Genomic DNA, 19,654 nt, shown 5'->3' with positions numbered 1-19,654 from the left:
GGTGACCACTCCCCTCGTCCTCGGTGCCGACGCCGGGGGTACGACGACCCGCGCCGTCGTCGCCACCCTGGACGGCCGGATCGTGGGGCGGGGCCGGTCCGACGCCGGTAACCCGGTCGCGGTCGACCCGGTCGAGGCGGCCGCCGCCCTCGGCGCGGCGATCGGATCCGCGCTCACCGGACACGACCCGTCCCGGGTCGTCGGTGGCGTGGTCGGACTCGCCGGGGTGTCACGACTTGCCGATCCGTCGGTCGGCGCGGTCTACGCCGGCCACTGGTCCCGCCTCGGGCTGAGCTGCCCGGTCCGGCCGGTCGGCGACGCGCTCGTCGCATTCGCGGCCGGCACCCCGGCCAACACCGGGACCGTGCTCATCGCCGGCACCGGAGCGGTCGCCGCGGTGCTGCACGAAGGGAACATCATCCGGATCGCGGACGGTCTGGGCTGGTTACTGGGGGACGAGGGCTCCGGATACTGGCTCGGCCTGGCCGCCGTCAAGGCGACCGCCCGGGCGCTCTACCGGGGCACGCCACCCCGGGACGGCTCACTGGGCGGCGCCGTCTGCGCCCAGGTCGGCACGACCGAACCGGACACCTTCGTCACCCGGATCTACCAGCTGAGCCGGGACCGGGTCGCGGCGATCGCACCGGCGGTGGCCCGCACCGCCCGCGACGGCGACCCGGACGCCCGCCACATCCTCCGCACCGCGGCGCACCGGCTCGCCGACACCCTGGTCTCCCTGCACCCGGCACCCGGACCGGTGGTGCTCGCCGGTGGCGTACTCGGCGGGGTGCCGGAGATCCGGGAGAACGTGCAACGTCAGTTGGCCGACCGGCTCGGGCAACCGGGCGTCATCGCCGGTGACGGGGCGGCCGGCGCCGCCTGGCTCGCCACCCGCCTGGTCGAACCCCGGGCCGGCAATGGCATCCACGCCCGGCTGGTCAGTCCCGGTTGAGGCCCTGCCCGCTCGGCCGGGCCGACTCGGCGTGCGCGCGACTGCGTTCGACGTACTGCCGCGCCGTACGACCCAGATCGGCGCGCTCCGGCTCGGTCAGCTCCCGCCGGACCCGACCCGGCACCCCGGCGACCAGCGAACCGGGTGGCACCACCGTCCCGGCCAGCACCACCGCCCCGGCGGCGACCAGCGAACCAGCCCCGATCCGCGCCCCGTTGAGGACCACCGAACCCATCCCGACCAGCGCACCGTCCTCGACCGTACAGCCGTGCAGGACCGCCCGGTGCCCGACCGACACGCCGGACCCGACGGTGGTGGGGAAACCCGGATCGGCGTGCACCACACAACCGTCCTGGATGTTGCTGCCCGCTCCGATGGTGATCTGCTCGGTGTCGCCGCGCAGCACGGAGCCGTACCAGACGCTCGACCCGGCCGCCAGCCGAACCGAGCCGATCACCGCAGAGCCCGGCGCCACCCACGCCGCCGGGTCGATCTCGGGGCTTCGGTCCTGGTAGTCGAGGACCAATCCGTCAGTCCACACGGGCGTCTCCCCCGGCCATAACCGGGATCAGTGGCGCTCGGGTACGGCCATCTCGCCGAGCAGCGACCAGTCGTCCTGCGGAATCGTGGTGTTGACGATCCGGGGCGTCTCGGCGAGGTGCGAGGGGAGCTCCCGCTGGGCCTGCCGGAAGTGCTCGGACTGGACGTGCGCCGCCCCCGCGTCGCCGTCGCGGAACGCCTCGACCAGGACGTACTCGGTCGGGTCGTCGACGCTGCGGGACCAGTCGAACCAGAGACAACCCTCTTCCGCGCGGGTCGCCCGGGTGAAGTCACCGGCGATCTCGATCCACTGGTCGGCGTACTCGGGCAGAATCCGGAACTTCGCGGTAATGAAGATCATCTTGATCTCTCTCCACTCGGCGCGACGGGCGGGCGGTTGCCCGTACCCGGGGATCCTAATACGCCGCGGGTCGTCGTGATCTTCGCAACCGGCGCGGTGACCTCAACGCATCCGACGCTCGGGGTGGTTGCGGTTCCAGGCCCGCATCCGTTCCGGGTAACCGACCCGGGCCGCCTCGTAGAGCGGGACCGAACGCCGGTGCGCCAACCGCTGCGCGGCCCGGGGCGAACCGGTACGGCGCCGGATCCACTCGCCGTCGTCGGCGATGGCGACCACCGTCGTGTCGGTGGCGGTCGTCTCGGGTTCGAGGTACAACTCGACGCCACGGCGGTCGACGATGAACGCGTCCAACGCGGCGAGGTCGTCCGCGTTCGCCTCCCGGTCGAGCTTGGTCGGGGTGTGATCGTCGGCGGTGAGTCGCCGCCGGGACAGCCAGCGCATCGGGTGCTCCTTCGCGAGACAGGGTCCGGTTCGGCCACCGGCGGCCCCAGACGCGAGCTCCCGGCGACCCGTCAATTGCACCACCCCGTACCGGGAGAAACCTTCCGGAAACCTGTACGCGAGATGAGAACCCGCCAGGTTTCCCCAGGTGGGGAGGTGCGCTAATCGGTTGCGGGTGGCTTCCGCCCTCCCCTAGGCTCGTCCGCGATGTGAGCCACCGACACTTCCCGCGCCCGCGACCGAGGCACTGCCCGGCGGGCGGAAGATCAAGCCAATCGGTGGTGTCGCATGTCCGGTTCCGCACTGCTCGCCCATGATCTCGTCCGTACGCTCGGCGCCCGTCGGGTGCTCGACGGTGTCTCCCTCACCGCCGCCCCCGGGCACCGGATCGGTCTGATCGGCGAGAACGGCGTCGGCAAGTCCACCCTGCTGCGGCTGCTCGCCGGGGCGGACGAACCCGACACCGGCACCGTCGTCCGACCCTCGGACCTCGGCTTCCTGCACCAGGAGATGCCGTTCGACGCCGGGTCGACCATCGCCGATGTGCTCGACGACGCGCTGCGCGAGGCCCGCGAGATCCTCGCCGACCTGGACCGGCTCACCGGGGCGCTCGCCGCCGCCGAGCAGGGCTCCCCCGGCTACTCCGACCTGCTCGGCGCGTACGGGCAGCGGCTCGACCAGGCGCAGGAGCACGAGGCATGGGACGCCGACCGCCGGGCCGACATCGTCCTCGCCGGGCTCGGCCTCGGGATGGTCCCGCACGACCGGGAACTCGGGTCCCTCTCTGGCGGGCAACGTGGCCGGCTCGCACTCGCCGCCCTGCTGGCGCGACGCCCCGCCGCGCTGCTGCTCGACGAGCCGACCAACCACCTGGACGACAGCGCCGCGACCTTCCTGGAGGAGCAGTTACGCGGCCTGCCCGGGGTGGTCGTGGTGGCCAGCCATGATCGGGCGTTCCTCGACGCCGTCTGCACGGACCTGATCGACCTCGATCCGGCCGTCGACGGCCCCACCAGGTACGGCGGCAACTACACCGCCTACCAGGCGCAGAAACGGGCGGAGCGGGACCGCTGGCAGCGGCGCTTCGCCGAGGAGCAGGCGGAACTCGCCGAACTGCGCCGCTCGGTCGAGGTGACCGCCTACCGGGTCGCGCCCGGCCGGGTGAAGCGCGACAACGAGAAGATGGGCTACGGCCACACCACCGGCCGGGTGCAGAACCAGATCTCGCGGCGGGTGCGCAACGCCGCCCGCCGGCTCGACGAGTTGGAGCGTGACCAGGTCGGCCGCCCACCGGAGCCGCTGCGGTTCCGGGCCACCGCGCTCGCCACCGCGTCCGCCGACGGGATGCTGCTGTCACTGCGGGACGTACGGGTGCCCGGCCGACTCACCCTCGACCGCCTCGATCTGCCGGCCACCGACCGGCTGCTGGTCACCGGCGCGAACGGGGCCGGGAAGTCGACCCTGCTCGCGGTACTGGCCGGCCGGTTGGCAGCCGTCGGCGAGGTACGGCGGCGGCCGGGGTTGACCGTCGGCATGCTGACCCAGGACACGGTCTTCGACCGGCCGGACCGGACCGTACGGGAGAGCTACGAGCTGGCGCTGGGCGCCGAACGTGCCGAGTCCGTACCGCTGCTCTCGCTCGGTCTGATCGGTGTGCCGGACCTGGACCGACCGGTCGGGCAGCTGTCGGTCGGCCAGCGCCGCCGGCTGGCCCTGGCCCTGCTGGTGGCCGACCCGCCCGAGTTGCTGCTGCTCGACGAGCCGACCAACCACCTCTCGCCCCGGCTCGCCGACGAACTGGAGGAGGCGCTCGGCACCGGCCCCGGCGCGATCGTGGTCGCCAGCCACGACCGGTGGCTGCGCTCCCGGTGGCCGGGGCGCGAGTTCCACCTGTCCGGGCGGCGCACCTAGCGCAGGCGGTCGGGTTCGGCGTCGTCGTCCCCGGGGATCACCAGGAGGGGCCGCCTCAGTGGGATTCGCGGGCGACCTGGTGTCCGCTCGACCCGAGCAGGAAGTCCAGATCCGCGCCGGTGTTGGCCTGCTGGACCGTGTTGACGTAGAGCCGCTCCCAACCGCGCGCCGGCTCGGCGTACGCCCGCACCGTCTCCGGGGCGGGCGTACGCAGCGCCCACTCCTCGGCCGGCAGGTCCACGTCCAGGCGGCGCGCGGCGACGTCGAGCACGATGACGTCACCGGTACGGACCAAGGCCAGCGGGCCCCCGACGGCCGCCTCGGGCGTCACGTGCAGCACGACGGTGCCGTACGCGGTGCCACTCATCCGGCCGTCGCAGACCCGCACCATGTCCCGGACCCCGGCCCGGAGGAGCTTGGCCGGCAGCGGCAGGTTCGCCACCTCGGGCATGCCCGGATAGCCCCGGGGTCCGCAGCCTCGCAGCACCAGCACCGAGTCTGCGTCGACGTCGAGATCCGGATCGTCGATCCGGGCGTGCAGGTCCTCGATCGACTCGAAGACGACCGCCCGTCCCCGGTGCGTCAGCAGTCGGGGTGACGCCGCCGCCGGCTTGATGATCGCACCGGACGGGGCCAGGTTTCCGTAGAGGACGGCGATCCCGGCCTGCGGCAACAGCGGTTCCTCGCGTACCCGGATGACCTCGGGGTCCCAGATCTGGGCCCCGTCGAGGTAGTCCACGAGCGGGCGGCCGGTGACCGTCAGCGCGTCCGGGTCGAGCAGGTCGCGGACCTCACGCAGCACGGCCAGCAGCCCGCCCGCGCGATGCAGGTCGTCCATCAGGAACCGGCCGGCCGGTTGGAGGTCGACCAGCAGCGGTACGTTCGCGCCGGTGCGGTCGAAGTCGTCCTGGGTCAGCTCGATCCCGAGCCGACCGGCGATGGCGAGCAGGTGGACGACCGCGTTGGTCGAGCCGCCGATCGCGGCCAGCGCGACGATCGCGTTGAGGAACGACCCCCGGGTGAGCAGGTCGCTGGGGCGGCGCTCGGCGCTGACCATCTCGACCGCGAGCCGACCGGTGTCGTGCGCGGATTCGAGCAGCCGGCTGTCCGGTGCGGGGGTGCCGGCGACACCGGGGATGATGACGCCGAGCGCCTCCGCGAGCAGGGCCATGGTGGACGCGGTCCCCATCGTGTTGCAGTGCCCGCGACTGCGGATCATCGACGACTCGGACCGGAGGAACTGCTGCTCGGAGAGGGTCCCGGCGCGCACCTCCTCGGAAAGCTTCCACACGTCGGTGCCGCAACCGAGCGCCACGCCCCGGAACGTGCCGGTGATCATCGGGCCGCCGGGGACGACGACGGCCGGCAGGTCGACCGAGGCGGCGGCCATCAACAGCGCCGGGATGGTCTTGTCGCAGCCGCCGAGCAGGACGACGCCGTCGATCGGGTTGGCCCGGAGCATCTCCTCGGTCGCCATCGCGGCCATGTTCCGCCAGAGCATCGCGGTCGGCCGTACCTGGGTCTCCCCCAACGACACCACCGGCAGGTTCAGCGGGATGCCGCCGGCCTCGTAGACCCCCTGTTTGACGCTCTCGGCGACCTCGTTGAGGTGGGCGTTGCACGGGGTGAGGTCGGAGGCGGTGTTCGCGATGGCGATGTGCGGGCGGCCGTCGAAGGCATGGGTCGGCAGGCCCCGGCGCATCCAGGCGCGATGGATGTAGGCGTTGCGATCGGTCCCGCTGTACCACTGCGCGCTGCGCTGTCCCACCAGGTGACCGCCTTCCAATTACTGGAACGTCAGTCTACGATTTGGACCGTGCTGGGGGCTACCCAAGATCCGCTACGGAACACCTCGTCACCGGTCCGCAGATCGGCTCCCGACAGACCCGGACGACTGTGACGGAGCCGGACGCGGAACTCACACCCATCCGGCAGAGCGGGTACGACGCCGAGGACCAGGAACGGCACGGATGAGGGCGTTCGTGGTCACCGGCGCGCACCAGAGTGCGGTCGAGGAGGTCGAGCCGCCCCGGGCAGGGCCGGGTCAGGTCGTGGTCGACGTGTCCCGGGTCGGCATCTGCGGCACCGACATCGAGTTCTTCACCGGCGAGATGGCGTACCTGCACCAGGGCCACGCGCGGTACCCGATGCGGCTGGGGCACGAGTGGTGCGGCACCGTCGCCTCGGTCGGCCGCGACGTCGATCCCGGCTGGATCGGCCGCCGGGTCACCGGGGACACCATGCTCGGCTGCGGCCACTGCCGGCGCTGCCGCAGCGGGTACGGCCACGTCTGCGCGGACCGCTCGGAGATCGGCATCCGGGGCGGTTTCGCCGGGGCGCTCGCCGAGCAACTGGCCGTACCGGTGACCGCCCTGCACGCGCTGCCGGACGAGGTGGACGACACAGCCGGTGCGCTGGTCGAGCCGGGCGGCAACGCGCTGCGCTCGGTCCAGGGCGCAGCACTGGAGCCGGGTGACCGGGTGCTGGTGCTCGGACCGGGCACGATCGGGCTGCTGGTGGCGGAGTTCGCCCGAGCCGAGGGCATCGAGGTGCACGTGGTCGGCAAGTCGCCCCGGTCCCTGGAGTTCGCCCGCACCCGGGGCTTCACCGGCGTCTGGACCGGCGACCAGATCCCCGATCTGCCCTGGGACGCGGTGATCGACGCCGCCAACGACCCGGCGCTGCCCGCCCGCGCCCTTTCGCTGGTGGAACCGGGCAGACGGGTGGTCTACATCGGCCTGGCCGGAACTCCGAGCCTGGTCGACACCCGGACAGTCGCGCTCAAGGACGTGACCGCGGTCGGCATCCTCGGCGGCTCCGCCGGGCTCGCCGGCACCATCGCCCGGTACGCCAGCGGAGCCGTCGACCCCCGACCGCTGGTCGCCGCCACCATCGGTCTCGCACAGGTAGGGGCGGCACTCGCCGGCCAACTGCCCGACGACGCCGGACCGGGGCCCAAGGTGCACGTCGACCCTCGCCGCTGACCCTTGGATTAGTCCCCGGAGGGACGGGTAAGCGCCGATCCTCACCAGGTGGGAGGGATCAGATGTCCGAACGACACACCGTGTTGCGCTCGATGCACGATCTGGGGCTGGCAGCCTGGTTCGGCGGCTCGCTCATGGGAGCGGTCGGCGTCAACAGCGCGGCAGCGCGGGTGGACGACTCGAAACAGCGGCTCGGCGTGGCCTCGGCCGGCTGGGCCAGGTGGACCCCGGTCAATGCCGCTGCGATCGGGGCCCACGTGGCCGGTGCCGCCGGCGAACTGGTGACCGAGAGCCCACGGGTGATCGCCCAGGCCGGGGTGGCCAGGATGAGCCTGGTCAAGACCGGGCTCACGATCGCGGCGCTGGCGGTGACCGGATACAGCCGGATGCTCGGCATGAAGCTGCAACAAGCCGGCGGCACGCCGGTCGAAGGAACCACCGAGCCCAGTCACGAGACACCCCGACAGGTCGCGTCCAGCCAACGCCAACTTCGGGTGCTGCAGTGGGCGATCCCGGCCCTCACCGGCGCGTTGATCGTGGTCACCGCGCTCGCCGGAGAACAGCAGAAACCGGGCCAGGTCTGGCAAGGGATGATGCGACGGGCCCGAGGCGTACGCCGCACGTCCGGCCCGACGGCGTACGCCTCGAAGGTGATGCGGCACGTACCGGGGACGATGCGGCAGGCGTCGGGCGCGATGCGGCACGTACCGGGAGCGATGCGGCAGGTCTCGAAGGGCGTGGGCGGACCGATGGCCGTACGGTCGGTCGTGCACGGCCTGGCCATGTTGCGGCGCTGAGCGCACGACCGGGGCCATGTTCCCCGACGACGTACGCCGACGGCGGTCGGTGCCGGTTCGGCGCCGACCGCCGTCATGGCGTGTCTCGTGGATCGACGGCCGCCCGGGCCGTCCCGGTTCAGCGGCTGGCCAGCCCGGCCCGCCGCTTGGTCCAGACGTCGAAGGCCACGGCGGCCAGCAGCACGATGCCCTTGACCAGCATGACCTGCTCGCTCGGCGCACCGATCAGGGACATCCCGTTGTTGATCACGCCCATGATCAGGCCACCGGTGATGGCACCGATCACCTTGCCCACGCCGCCCTGCACCGCCGCGCCACCGATGAAGGCGGCCGCGATGGCGTCGAGTTCGAAGGAGTTACCGGCGGTCGGACCAGCCTGGTTCAGTCGTCCGGCGAAGATGACACCGGCCAGGGCCGCCAGCACCCCCATGTTCACGAAGATCCAGAAGATCACCGACTTGACCTTGACGCCGGAGAGCGTCGCGGCCTGCAGGTTGCCACCGACGGCGTAGATCTGCCGGCCGAACACGACCCGGTTGGTCAACAGGGAGTACCCCAGGACCAGCACCGCCAGCAGCACGAGCACCCACGGCAGGTTCTTGAACCGGGCCAACTGCACCACGACCGCCAGCACCACCGCCGCCGCCGCGATGATCCGCAGCAGGAAGATCGGCATCGGGTCGACGGTCTGCTGGTAGCCGAGCCGAGCCTTACGCGTACGCCACTGGGTGCCGGCAATACCGACCACCGCGACCACGCCGACCAGGAGGCTGAACAGGTCCGCCCCGCCCAGCGGCCCGAGGCCGATGTTGCCGAAGTAGCCGCTGGTGAACCCGTTGGAGAGGGTCCGCACCTCGTCCGGGAACGGCCCGATGCCCTGGTTTTCCAGGACAGTGAGGGTCAACGCCCGGAACAGCAGCATGCCGGCGAGCGTGACGATGAAGGCCGGGATGCCGAAGTAGGCGATCCAGAAGCCCTGCCACGCCCCGATCAGACCACCGACCACCAGGGTGATCAGCAGCGCCAGCGGCCAGGGAACGTGGTGCTCGACCATCAGCACCGCGGCGATCGCACCGCTGACCGCGACCACCGATCCCACCGACAGGTCGATGTGCCCGGCGATGATGATCAGGATCATCCCGATCGCGAGGATCAGGATGTACGAGTTCTGGACGATGATGTTCGAGATGTTCTGCGGTTGCAGAAGGTCGCCACCGGTGAGCACCGAGAACAACACGATGATCAGGGCGAACGCGACGTAGATGCCGCTCTGCCGGAGGTTCAGCGAGAATCGACGCAGTGGCTTGCCGTCCGGTGGCCGCGGGTCGCCGACGCCCACCGAGGCACCGGCACCGGCATCGGCGCTCGCGGGTGCGATGCTGCTCATCGGGGTCTACTCCTGTTCCTTGGTCATGTACTGCATGAGTCGTTCCTGGGTGGCTTCCGCCCGACTGACCTCACCGGTGATCCGCCCCGCCGAGAGGGCGTAGACGCGGTCACAGAGGCCGAGCAGCTCCGGCAGCTCCGAGGAGATGACCAGGACCGCCTTGCCCTCGTCGGCGAGCCGGTTGATGATCGTGTAGATCTCGTACTTCGCGCCCACGTCGATGCCGCGGGTCGGCTCGTCGAGGATCAGTACGTCCGGATCAGTGAAGATCCACTTGGACAGCACGACCTTCTGCTGGTTGCCGCCGCTGAGCTTGCCGGTAATGCTCGCCACGCTCGGCGCCTTGATGTTCATGCTGGCCCGGAAGTCGTTGGCGACCCGGTACTCCTCGTTCTCGTTCACCCAGCCCCGACGGGCGAGCTTGCGCAGCCCGGCCGCGGAGACGTTGCGCTTGATGTCGTCGATGAGGTTGAGGCCGTACCGCTTGCGGTCCTCGGTGACGTACGCGATTCCGTGCCGGATCGCGTCGCGTACCGAGCGCAGCTCGATCGGCTTGCCGTCCTTGAGGATGCGACCGGAGATGTCCCTGCCGTAGGAGCGGCCGAAGACGCTCATCGCCAGCTCGGTCCGGCCGGCGCCCATCAGTCCGGCCAGCCCGACGATCTCGCCCCGGCGCAGGGTCAGGTTCGCCTTCGACACCACCACCCGGCCCCGCTGGGTCGGGCTGTGTACGGTCCAGTCCTCAAGCCGCAGGACCTCCTCGCCGATACGCGGCTCGTGCGGCGGGAAGCGGTGCTCCAGCGCCCGGCCGACCATCCCGGAGATGATGCGGTCCTCGCTCACCTCCTCGACCGACGGGTCCAGCGTCTCGATCGAGCGGCCGTCGCGCAGGATCGTGATCCGATCCGCGATCTCCCTGACCTCGTTCAGCTTGTGCGAGATGATCACCGAGGTGATGCCCTCGTCACGCAGCCCACGAAGCAGTTCGAGCAGGTGGGCGGAGTCGTCGTCGTTCAACGCGGCGGTCGGCTCGTCGAGGATCAGCAGCCGTACCTTCTTCGAGAGCGCCTTGGCGATCTCGACCAGCTGCTGCTTGCCCACACCGAGGTCGAGCACCGGCGTCACCGGGTTCTCGGCCAACCCGACCCGACGCAGCAGTACGGCCGCCTCGTGGTTGGTCCGGTTCCAGTCGATCAGTCCACGGGTCGCCAGCTCGTTGCCAAGGTAGATGTTCTCCGCGATGGAGAGCTGCTGGGCGAGCGCCAGCTCCTGATGGATGATCGCGATCCCGCGCTGCTCGCTCTGCCTGATGTCGGCGAACTTGGCCAGTTCACCGTCGACGTAGATCTCGCCCTCGTACGACCCGTGCGGGTAGACGCCCGAGAGCACCTTCATCAAAGTCGACTTGCCCGCGCCGTTCTCGCCGCAGATCGCGTGGATCTCGCCCCGGCGTACGGACAGGTTGACGTCCTGGAGCGCCTTCACCCCGGGGAACGTCTTGGTGATCCCGCGCATCCGCAGGATGTTGTCGTCGGTCATGCCTGTGGTCCCTCCGGGCCGTGCTGATCGCCCTACCGCCGCGATGACACGTCGGTCCTGCCGCCGGCCCGGTCCCGGAACCGGCGGCAGGACCACGCGGTGCTGACTACTTCAGCTGGTCGGCGGTGTAGAAGCCGGAGTCGACCAGGGCCTTCTGGTAGTTCGACTTGTCCACCACGACCGGCTGGAGCAGGAACGACGGGACGACCTTGTTGCCGTTGTCGTAGTCGGTGGTGTTGTTCACCTCGGGCTTGCCGCCCTTGAGCACGGCGTCGGCCATCTTGACCGTGACGTCGGCGAGCTGCGCGGTGTCCTTGTAGACGGTCGAGTACTGCTCACCGGCGATGATCGACTTCACCGAGGCCAGCTCGGCGTCCTGGCCGGTCACGACCGGGTAGGGCTGACCGGCGGTGCCGTACCCGTTGCTCTTCAGCGCGGAGAGGATACCGATCGACAGCCCGTCGTACGGGGAGAGCACGCCCTGGACCTTGGTGCCGCCGTTGTACGTCTTGGAGAGCAGGTCCTCCATCCGCTTCTGCGCGGTGGACGGGTCCCAGCGCAGGATGGCGACGGTCTTGAAGTCCTTCTGACCGCTCTTCACCACCAGCGTGCCCTTGTCGATGTACGACTGCAGGACCGACATCGCGCCGTTGAAGAAGAAGGTGGCGTTGTTGTCGTCCGGCGAGCCGGCGAAGAGCTCCACGTTGAACGGGCCCTTGGCCTCGCCGTCGGTGCCGTCCGCCTTCTTCAGGCCCAGGCCGACCAGGAGCGAGTTGGCCTGCTCGACGCCGACCTTGAAGTTGTCGAAGGTGGCGTAGTAGTCCACGTTCGGGCTGTTGCGGATCAGGCGGTCGTAGGAGATGACCGGGATCTTCTTGTCCCCGGCCTCCTGCAACTGGGTGGTGAGCGCGGTGCCGTCGATCGAGGCGACGATCAGCAGCTTGGCACCCTTGGTGATCTGGTTCTCGATCTGGTTGACCTGGGTCGGGATGTCGTTCTCCGCGTACTGCAGGTCGACCTTGTAGCCCAGCTTCTCCAGGGCGGCCTTGACGTTGTCACCGTCGTGGATCCACCGCTCCGAGGAGCGGGTCGGCATGGTGACGCCGACCAGGGCACCCGAGTTGTCGCCACTTCCGGCGTCCTGGTCGACCGTCTTGGTGCTCGAGCCGCAGGCCGCAAGGGCAGCGGCGAGCGTGATGGCGCCAGCCACCGACGCGAGCCGTACGAATCTCATGTTCTCTCCTTTGAGTACAGAGCGCGGGTCAACCGGGTTCAAGGAATTCCGATGTGCAGGTCGCCGCGATTCGTTCTTTTCTGGTGTCGTCGGGCCGGTGGCCCGTCGACGGGTAGTGCGGACAGGGCCGTGGGCCGGCCTCATCCCCTGCCCGGCAGCCCTTGGGCGAGCCGGTAGTAGGCCTGGTTCCACCGCAGCCGGTCAGCGAAACCGGCGGTCGTGGTCTGCTGGTCGATCACCAGCAGCTCGGTGCGGAGCATGTGCGCGAAGTCCTGCAGCGTCTCCACCCCGACGGCCTGGGTCAGCACCGTGTGGTGGGGCCCACCCGCGGTCAGCCACGACTCGGCGGAGGTGGAGAGGGACGGTGCCGGCTTCCAGACCGCGCGGGCGACCGGCAGCCTGGGCAGCGGCTCGTCCGGCGGCACGACCTCGATCTCGTTGGCCACGAACCGGAACCGGTCACCGAGGTCGGCCAGGCCGATCACCACGGCGGGGCCGGGCTGGGCGTCGAAGACCAGGCGGACCGGGTCCTCCCGGTCGCCGATGCCGAGCGGGTGGATCTCGCACGACGGCTGGCCGGTGGCGATGCTGGGGCAGACCTCCAGCATGTGCGCGCCGAGGATCTTCGGCTCACCGGGCCCGAAGTGGTAGGTGTAGTCCTCCATGAAGGAGGTTCCCCGCCCGGTGCCGACGCCCATCGCCTTCACCGTGGCGAGCAGCGCCGAGGTCTTCCAGTCGCCCTCGCCGCCGAAGCCGTAGCCGTCGGCCATCAGCCGCTGTACGGCGATACCCGGAAGCTGGCGCAGCCCGCCCAGGTCCTGGAAGTTGGTGGTGAAGGCGCCGAAGCCGCCGGTGGTGAGGAACTGGCGCAGTCCGAGTTCGATCCGGGCGGCGTACCGGAGCTCCTGGTGCCGGTCGCCACCCCGGCCGAGTCCCGGAGCCAGCCGGTACAGCTCGGCGTACTCGGCGACCACGTCGTCGATCGCGGCATCGGCCACCTGGTCGACCAGCTCGACCAGGTCGTTGACGCCGTACGTGTTCACCGAGACACCGAAGCGCAGCTCGGCCTCGACCTTGTCGCCCTCGGTGACGGCCACGTCGCGCATGTTGTCGCCGAACCGGGCCAGCCGCAGGGTACGCAGGTGGGCGTAGCCGGTGGCGGCGCGGGCCCAGCCGTCGATCCGGGCCACCAGGGCCGGGTCGGAGGCGTGGCCGGCGACGGTCTTGCGGGCCACCCCGAGCCGGGTCTGGATGAACCCGAACTCCCGGTCGCCGTGCGCGGCCTGGTTGAGGTTCATGAAGTCCATGTCGATGGACTCCCACGGCAGTGCCGCGTTGAGCTGGGTGTGCAGGTGCAGCAGCGGCTTGCGCAGGACGTCGAGCCCGCTGATCCACATCTTCGCCGGCGAGAAGGTGTGCATCCAGGCGATCACACCGACGCAGTCCGGGTCGGCGTTCGCCGCGAGCATCACCTGGCGGATCGCGGCCGCGTCGGTGAGCACCGGCTGCCACACCAGTTCGGCGGCGACCGGGCCGGTCGCGGTGAGGGTCCGCTGGATCTCCTGCGACTGCTCGGCGACCTGCTGGAGCGTCTCCGGTCCGTAGAGGTGCTGGCTACCGGTGAGGAACCAGATCTGGGGAGTGGTGGTGGTACTGATGGTGGATCCTCCTGTCCCGGGCATCGTCACGCCTGCCCGTACACGTTCTGGTATCGGGCGTAGAGCGAGTCGACGTCGTTCTGCGCGATCGGCAGCGGGGTGCCGAGCTGGCGGGCGATGTGCACGGTGCGCGCCACGTCCTCGCACATCACCGCGGCCTTGACCGCGGCGCGGGCACTCGCCCCGATGGTGAAGACCCCGTGGTTGCGCATGAGCACGGCCGGCGAACGGTGCCCGCTGAGGGTGGTGACGATGCCCTGCCCGATCGAGTCGTCACCGATCAGCGCGAAGGGGCCGACCGGGATCTCCCCGCCGAACTCGTCGGCGATCATCGTGAGTACGCACGGGATCGGCTCGGCCCGCGCCGACCAGGCGGTCGCGTACGTGGAGTGGGTGTGCACGACACCGTTCACGTGCGGCATGTGCTTGTAGACGTACGCGTGCGCGGCCGTGTCCGACGAGGGGGCCATCTCGCCGTCGACGAGGTTGGCGTCGAGGTCGGTCACCACCATGTTGTCGGCGGTGATCTCGTCGTAGCTCACCCCCGACGGCTTGATCACCAGCAGGTCGGCGCCGGGTACGCGGGCGGAGACGTTGCCCGCGGTCCAGACCACCAGCCCGTTGCGGGGCAGTTCGGCGTGGAGCGCGGCGACCTGTGCCCGGATGCTACGGATCGTCGTGGCGACGGATTCGGTGACGGTCACCGGGCCACCGCCGGGGTCTGCGGAGCACCGTCGGCCGCACCGTTCGAGGCGGCGCCGGTCAGCGCCTCCGCGTCGGTGCCGGCGGTGGTCGCCTCGGCCATGGCTTCCCGCCGGATCGCACGCAGCCTGCGCATCACCCGGTTACCTCCCCTGCCGAAATGGTCGTGTAGCTGGCGGTACTCGTCGTAGAGCTGGTCGTAGCGGGCGGCGGCTGCCTCGTCCGGGGTGTAGACGGCACGTTCCACCCGCCCCATCCGGGCGGCTGCGGCGCGGACGTCGGGGTAGGCCCCGGCCGCGACCGCCGCGTGGATCGCCGAGCCGAGCGCCGGCCCCTGGGCGGAGGTGATCAGCGACAGCGGCAGCCGGGTGACATCGCTGTAGATCTGCATCAGCAGCTTGTTCTTGGTGAGGCCGCCGACGACGAAGAGTTCGGAGACCGGCACGCCGGCACCGGCGAAGGTCTCGATGATGGTCCGGGTGCCGAAGGCGGTCGCCTCGAGCAGGGCCCGGTAGATGTCCTCCGGGCGGGTCGCCAGGGTCTCCCCCAGCAGCAGTCCGGAGAGCTCGTGGTCGACCAGCACCGAACGGTTTCCGCTGTGCCAGTCGAGGGCGACCAGTCCGTGCTGACCGACCCGCTGGGTCGCGGCCAGCCGGGTGAGGTACTCGTGCACGGTCACCCCGTCGGCCGCGGCGGCCTCGCTGTAGCTCGCGGGCACCTGGGTCTCGACGAAGTGGGCGAAAATGTCCCCGACACCGCTCTGGCCGGCCTCGTAACCCCAGCTGCCGGCGACGATCCCACCGTCGACCACGCCGCACATGCCCGGTACCTCGCGCAGCTCGGCACCGTTCATCACGTGGCAGGTCGAGGTTCCCATGATCGCGACCATTTGGCCGGGTTCGACGGCGTTGCCGGCGGCGGCGGTGACGTGCGCGTCGACGTTGCCGACCGCGACCGGGATGCCGACCGGGAGTCCGGTCCAGGCGGCGGCCTCGACGCTGAGGGTGCCGGCGGCGGCGCCGAGGGCGCCGATCGGCTGGTCGAGCTTGGCCGTGACGAAGTCCGCGAAGCCCGGGTTGAGCGCGGCGAGGAACTCCTGGTCCGGATACCGACCATCCTGGAGGATGCCCTTGTAGCCCGCGCTACAGGCGTTACGCACGTAGCTGCCGGTGAGCTGCCAGACGATCCAGTCGGCGGCCTCGACCCAGCGCTCCATGGTGGAGTAGACCTCGGGGTCCTCCTCCAGCAGTTGCAGCGCCTTGGCGAACTCCCACTCCGAGGAGATCAGCCCGCCGTAGCGGGGCAGCCAGGATTCGCCCCTCGCGGCGGCGAGTTCGTTGATCCGGTCGGCCTGCGGCTGGGCGGCGTGGTGGCGCCAGAGCTTGACGTACGCGTGCGGGCGGTCGGCGAACGCGGGCAGTTCGTTGAGGGGTGTGCCGTCGGCGAGGGTCGGGACCATGGTGCAGGCGGTGAAGTCGGTGCCGATGCCGATCACCGCCGCCGGGTCCGCGCCGGCATCGGCCAGGGCGGCCGGTACGGCGTACCGCAGCACGTCGACGTAGTCCTGGGGAACCTGGAGTGCCCAGTCGGGGCCGAGCCGGACGTCGCCGACCGGCAACGTGTCGGTGAGTACGGCGTGCGGGTACTCGAACACCGCCGAACCGAGTTCGGCGCCGTCCGCCACCCGGACCACGACGGCACGGCCGGACAACGTCCCATAGTCGACTCCGACTACGAGCGCTTCTGACGGATCGATCGGCATGTCTGGCACCTTCGAGGGGCGGACGGGCAGGGGCAGTGGCCTCGGATCGCAGGCTCGGACCCAGAGTGTTATCGCTAACAATTCTCGGGTCAACCAGGCGCCGTAACATTTCAGTAACGAAGGAGCGGTTGGAGGTAACCCACTTGACTACATTCCGTTACCTATTGGCTGCCCGCCGGACACCGGGCGGTCGCCGCTACCGGCTGGGCCCGGTGGGCGTGGCCGTACCGGGCAGGACCAGTGTCACCCGGCTCAGCGCGGCGGCGGGGCGACGCTGGACCGGGAAACCAGCGCCGGCGCGACCGTGTACCGCTCGGTGGTCGCTCGACCCGACTCGATCTGCTCCAACAGCAGGGAGAGGCTCGCCCTTGCCACGGCCCGGAAATCCGGCCGGACCGTCGTCAGTGGAGGAATGAAGTACGCCGCCTCGGGCACGTCGTCGAAGCCGACGACGCTCACCTCCTCCGGCACCCGACGGCCCCGCTCGTTCATCGCCCGGAGGATACCGAGCGCCAGGTGGTCGTTTGCCGCGAAGATCGCGGAGACCTCCGGCATCCGGGCGAGCATCTGCCCGGCCCGGTAACCCGACGCGGCCGTCCAGTCGGCCGGCATCAACGGCGGCACCTCAACCCCGGCCAACTCCAGCGCCTGCCGCCAACCCTCGATCCGGCCGGCACTGTCAAACCACTCGGGTGGACCGGAAACGTGCCATACCGTCCGGTGACCGGCGTCCAGCAGGTGCCGGGTGGCGTCCCGGGCGCCGGTGACCTGGTCGACGGTGACCAGCGCGGCCGACCGATCCGGGTCGCCGTCGACCGTCACCAGCGGTACGTCCGCGGGCAACGCGTCCAACGCCTCGTTGGCCGACATGACCGGTGCGATGACCATGATCCCGGCGACCCGGTGGTCGAGGTGCCGAGTGACCGCCTCGGCGATGGACGGCTGATCGAGGACGCTCACGCTGGCCACACTCACCGCGAAGCCGGACTCCGCCGCCGCCTGCTCGAACGCGGCGAGCAACGACGCCGGGCCGTAGAGGGTGGAGTTCTGGGTGACCACGCCGATCGACTGGGACCGCCCGGTGACCAGGGTGCGGGCCGCCCGGTTCGGTCGGTAGCCCAGCTCCGCGATGGCGGCGCGGACCCGGCTGCGGGTCTGCTCGCGGACGTTCGGATGGTCGTTGAGGACCCGGGACACCGTCTGGTGGGACACCCCAGCGAGCCGCGCGACGTCGGTCATCGCGGGGTTGCGCGCCATCCTGTTATCCACTTCGCTACCTCATTCGGGAATTGCTCGCATGTCACCGCCCCGGGCAACGAGCGCCGCTCGGGCACCGATTATCGTCGGGTGACCGCACGGGATTCATCAGCCCGTCGCACGGGTAACCACAGCGAACCGGCTCGGTACACCGGTGAGCCCCGCCCGGATCGACACTCTGCGTCATGTCGTACACCGGAGGAACCGGATCGGGTCTCGCTCCTCTCCCAACGGAGTTGACGGCCCCTGACTGCGATCATGTTAGCGATAACAATGCGGTCGTCAAGAGTGCCGATCCCTCCGCGCAACCGTTCGGCCACGCCGACAGGCGAACGCCGAGACCTCGAGAACACGCGGTGGGGCGTGTCCCGTCCGCCGACGGGACACGCCCCGATCCATACCGCCCCACCACCTCAGACAGGCACCCTCACCACTGGACCGGTCGCCCGACCGACGGCACGGTCGGAAACTCCGGACTCCGCCGCTCACGCCGTCGCGACCGCTGGCGGGACCAGAGCAGTGCCAGGCGCCCACCGAACCGCACCACCGCTGCGGGCAACGGCAGGTGCCGCCCGATCGGCAGAAGGTAGAGCAGCAGAGCCGCGCTCATCGCCGTACTGAAGCTGATCAGTCCCATCGCGACCGCGATCATCGCGTGGAAGATCAGCCCGCCGACCAGCAACCGACGCCGGGCCGCCGGGCCGAGCAGGATCGCCAGCGCGAGGGCGAACTCGAAGGCGACCGCCGACCAGGTGAGCAGCGCGACCCCGACCGAGGAGTCGGTGATCACGTCGACCAGTGGACGCAGCCAGTCGGGAGCACCGAAGGTCGGGTTGCGCAGCCAGTAGAACATCGAGGTCCCGTCGGCCCACTCACGTACGCCGAGCTTCGCCACCGAGGCGTGCAGGTACAGAACGGCCACCTGAATCTGAATCAGGATCAGAGCAACATAAGCGACTATCCTGGCCAGACCTGGCTCCCGGTCCGGCGGGCGCTGCCAGTGCCAACGACGCGGGTCGGTCAGCGTCACCGGAAGCAGCAGCAGGGTCAGGACCGCGGCCACCTGGTCACCGCCGTCCACGATCGAGGCGTTGACCAACAGGCTCCAGGAGACCCACCAGTGCAGGACACCGGTGAACCGAGGTCGCCAACCGGAGGCGACGACCAGCAGGATCGCCACACTCAACCAGCGGGCCGCCTCGCCCTGCCAGGCCGGCACGACGCACCACACACCCGCCTGCATCGGACCGGCGCAGACCGGTCCCCGGCTCCCGTCGGCCAACGGCGACATCAGCACCGACGGCGCGGTGGCGAGCAACGTACCGAGGGTGGCCAGGGCGAGCAGCGTACGGGCCAGGCCCAGGCCGGAACCCCAGGGAGCCTCGGCCAACCTCGGTCGGGCCCACCGCCCGAGCGAGACCAACCAACGGGTCAACATGACACCACCACCCGTACGACCTTGGACGGCATCTCCGTCGGCAACCCGCGCCACGCCCACGGCAGCACGTCCTGCATCACCAGACCGACCTCACCGCAGACGCTCCGCAGGGTGGAGAAGTTCGCCACCGGGACCTCCCGGGGACGCAGGGCCGAGAGACAGTCGAGCGGCTCCCGCTCACACGCGCTCCACTCCTCCGGCCGCAACTGGTTGGCCACGATCGCCACCTCGGTCCCCTGCGACCGGTTGCGCCGGTTCAACCCCATCAGGCTCGCCGGTCCCTCATGCGCGCCGACGGTCAACTGGCGCCAGTCGCCGTCGGCCCGGGCACCGTAGACCAGGACATCCGGCGTACGCGGACTCATGGTGAAGAAACCCCAGCCCTCCGGAACCACCGTCCGGAACGCCTGCGGGTTCCCGAACGGCAACTCGAAAGGGGTGGCCGGCAGCGCGGCGTGGAGCACGTACACCACGGCGACCGCGGCGAGCGCGATCAACGACGCGATGCTCCGGCCGAGCCGCAGATCCGCCCGGTCCCCGGCGGACGACTCCGGGTCCGGTTGGCCGTCACGACCCGCGACGGCGGTCCCGTCGACGTCGTCGGTCGCTTCGGGACGGTCCGTGTCCTCGACTGTGCCGGCGCTCTCCGCCGGTGTGCGGTGCTGCCACACCGCGCTGCTGGTATCCATCA

The 19,654-nt window shown here is 70.4% G+C and carries 17 protein-coding genes; 4 read left to right on the top strand and 13 right to left on the bottom strand.

The window, feature by feature from the left end:
- The first annotated feature begins 1 nt into the window (after window position 1).
- Window positions 2–952, top strand: a complete 951-nt coding sequence (locus BDK92_RS32230) for an N-acetylglucosamine kinase (RefSeq protein WP_170208767.1) — start codon at window positions 2–4, stop codon at window positions 950–952.
- Here the strand turns inward: BDK92_RS32230 and BDK92_RS32225 are convergent.
- The 3 genes from BDK92_RS32225 to BDK92_RS32215 form a co-directional block, all read right to left on the bottom strand.
- Window positions 939–1,493, bottom strand: coding sequence for a gamma carbonic anhydrase family protein (locus BDK92_RS32225; RefSeq protein WP_211349443.1), 555 nt, complete (start codon window positions 1,491–1,493; stop codon window positions 939–941). The two genes, BDK92_RS32230 and BDK92_RS32225, sit on opposite strands and share 14 nt — an antisense overlap.
- 27 nt (window positions 1,494–1,520) lie before the next feature.
- Window positions 1,521–1,853 (bottom strand): putative quinol monooxygenase, encoded by a 333-nt coding sequence (locus BDK92_RS32220; RefSeq protein ID WP_121160129.1) that lies wholly within the window; start codon window positions 1,851–1,853, stop codon window positions 1,521–1,523.
- A gap of 102 nt (window positions 1,854–1,955) precedes the next feature.
- Window positions 1,956–2,294, bottom strand: coding sequence for a hypothetical protein (locus BDK92_RS32215; RefSeq protein WP_121160128.1), 339 nt, complete (start codon window positions 2,292–2,294; stop codon window positions 1,956–1,958).
- Window positions 2,295–2,582: 288 nt separating this feature from the next.
- Here BDK92_RS32215 and BDK92_RS32210 point away from each other — a divergent pair, with 288 nt between their 5' ends.
- On the top strand, window positions 2,583–4,205 hold the full coding sequence (locus BDK92_RS32210; protein WP_121160127.1) for an ABC-F family ATP-binding cassette domain-containing protein: 1,623 nt from the start codon (window positions 2,583–2,585) through the stop codon (window positions 4,203–4,205).
- 55 nt (window positions 4,206–4,260) lie between these two features.
- Here the strand turns inward: BDK92_RS32210 and BDK92_RS32205 are convergent, their stop codons facing one another.
- The gene (locus tag BDK92_RS32205) at window positions 4,261–5,973 is read right to left on the bottom strand and encodes an IlvD/Edd family dehydratase (RefSeq protein WP_121160126.1); all 1,713 of its coding nucleotides are present in this window, start codon (window positions 5,971–5,973) and stop codon (window positions 4,261–4,263) included.
- Between the two features lie 202 nt (window positions 5,974–6,175).
- Here BDK92_RS32205 and BDK92_RS32200 point away from each other — a divergent pair, with 202 nt between their 5' ends.
- Complete coding sequence (locus BDK92_RS32200; protein ID WP_121160125.1) at window positions 6,176–7,189, top strand: zinc-dependent alcohol dehydrogenase; 1,014 nt, start codon at window positions 6,176–6,178, stop codon at window positions 7,187–7,189.
- 62 nt (window positions 7,190–7,251) lie between these two features.
- Window positions 7,252–7,986, top strand: coding sequence for a hypothetical protein (locus tag BDK92_RS32195; RefSeq protein WP_246017367.1), 735 nt, complete (start codon window positions 7,252–7,254; stop codon window positions 7,984–7,986).
- A 118-nt stretch (window positions 7,987–8,104) separates the two neighbouring features.
- Here BDK92_RS32195 and mmsB read toward each other — a convergent pair whose 3' ends face one another.
- The 9 genes from mmsB to BDK92_RS32150 form a co-directional block, all read right to left on the bottom strand.
- The gene (gene mmsB / locus BDK92_RS32190) at window positions 8,105–9,373 is read right to left on the bottom strand and encodes a multiple monosaccharide ABC transporter permease (protein WP_121160124.1); all 1,269 of its coding nucleotides are present in this window, start codon (window positions 9,371–9,373) and stop codon (window positions 8,105–8,107) included.
- Between the two features lie 6 nt (window positions 9,374–9,379).
- Complete coding sequence (mmsA, locus tag BDK92_RS32185; protein WP_121160123.1) at window positions 9,380–10,912, bottom strand: multiple monosaccharide ABC transporter ATP-binding protein; 1,533 nt, start codon at window positions 10,910–10,912, stop codon at window positions 9,380–9,382.
- A gap of 106 nt (window positions 10,913–11,018) precedes the next feature.
- Window positions 11,019–12,146, bottom strand: coding sequence for a multiple monosaccharide ABC transporter substrate-binding protein (chvE, locus tag BDK92_RS32180; RefSeq protein WP_121160122.1), 1,128 nt, complete (start codon window positions 12,144–12,146; stop codon window positions 11,019–11,021).
- Window positions 12,147–12,286: 140 nt separating this feature from the next.
- Entirely contained in the window at window positions 12,287–13,828 is a 1,542-nt protein-coding gene (gene araA, locus BDK92_RS32175) for an L-arabinose isomerase (protein ID WP_211349442.1), read from the bottom strand.
- 2 nt (window positions 13,829–13,830) lie between these two features.
- Window positions 13,831–14,508 carry an L-ribulose-5-phosphate 4-epimerase gene (locus tag BDK92_RS32170; RefSeq protein WP_121160121.1) on the bottom strand — a complete coding sequence of 226 codons (678 nt, stop codon included), beginning with the start codon at window positions 14,506–14,508 and terminating at the stop codon, window positions 13,831–13,833.
- Entirely contained in the window at window positions 14,505–16,268 is a 1,764-nt protein-coding gene (gene araB, locus BDK92_RS32165) for a ribulokinase (RefSeq protein WP_121160120.1), read from the bottom strand. Before araB ends, BDK92_RS32170 begins: the two co-directional genes overlap by 4 nt.
- 252 nt (window positions 16,269–16,520) lie before the next feature.
- Window positions 16,521–17,507, bottom strand: a complete 987-nt coding sequence (locus tag BDK92_RS32160) for a LacI family DNA-binding transcriptional regulator (RefSeq protein ID WP_211349708.1) — start codon at window positions 17,505–17,507, stop codon at window positions 16,521–16,523.
- A 445-nt stretch (window positions 17,508–17,952) separates the two neighbouring features.
- Window positions 17,953–18,963, bottom strand: a complete 1,011-nt coding sequence (locus BDK92_RS32155; protein ID WP_121160118.1) for a sporulation-delaying protein SdpB family protein — start codon at window positions 18,961–18,963, stop codon at window positions 17,953–17,955.
- On the bottom strand, window positions 18,957–19,652 hold the full coding sequence (locus BDK92_RS32150; RefSeq protein WP_121160117.1) for an SdpA family antimicrobial peptide system protein: 696 nt from the start codon (window positions 19,650–19,652) through the stop codon (window positions 18,957–18,959). The genes BDK92_RS32155 and BDK92_RS32150 overlap by 7 nt, the downstream gene beginning before the upstream one ends.
- Window positions 19,653–19,654: the final 2 nt, after the last annotated feature.

The sequence above is a fragment of the Micromonospora pisi genome, assembly GCF_003633685.1.
GTDB lineage: Bacteria > Actinomycetota > Actinomycetes > Mycobacteriales > Micromonosporaceae > Micromonospora_G > Micromonospora_G pisi.
Note: the sequence above shows the minus strand (reverse complement) of the source record. Positions and strands in the feature narration are given on the sequence as shown.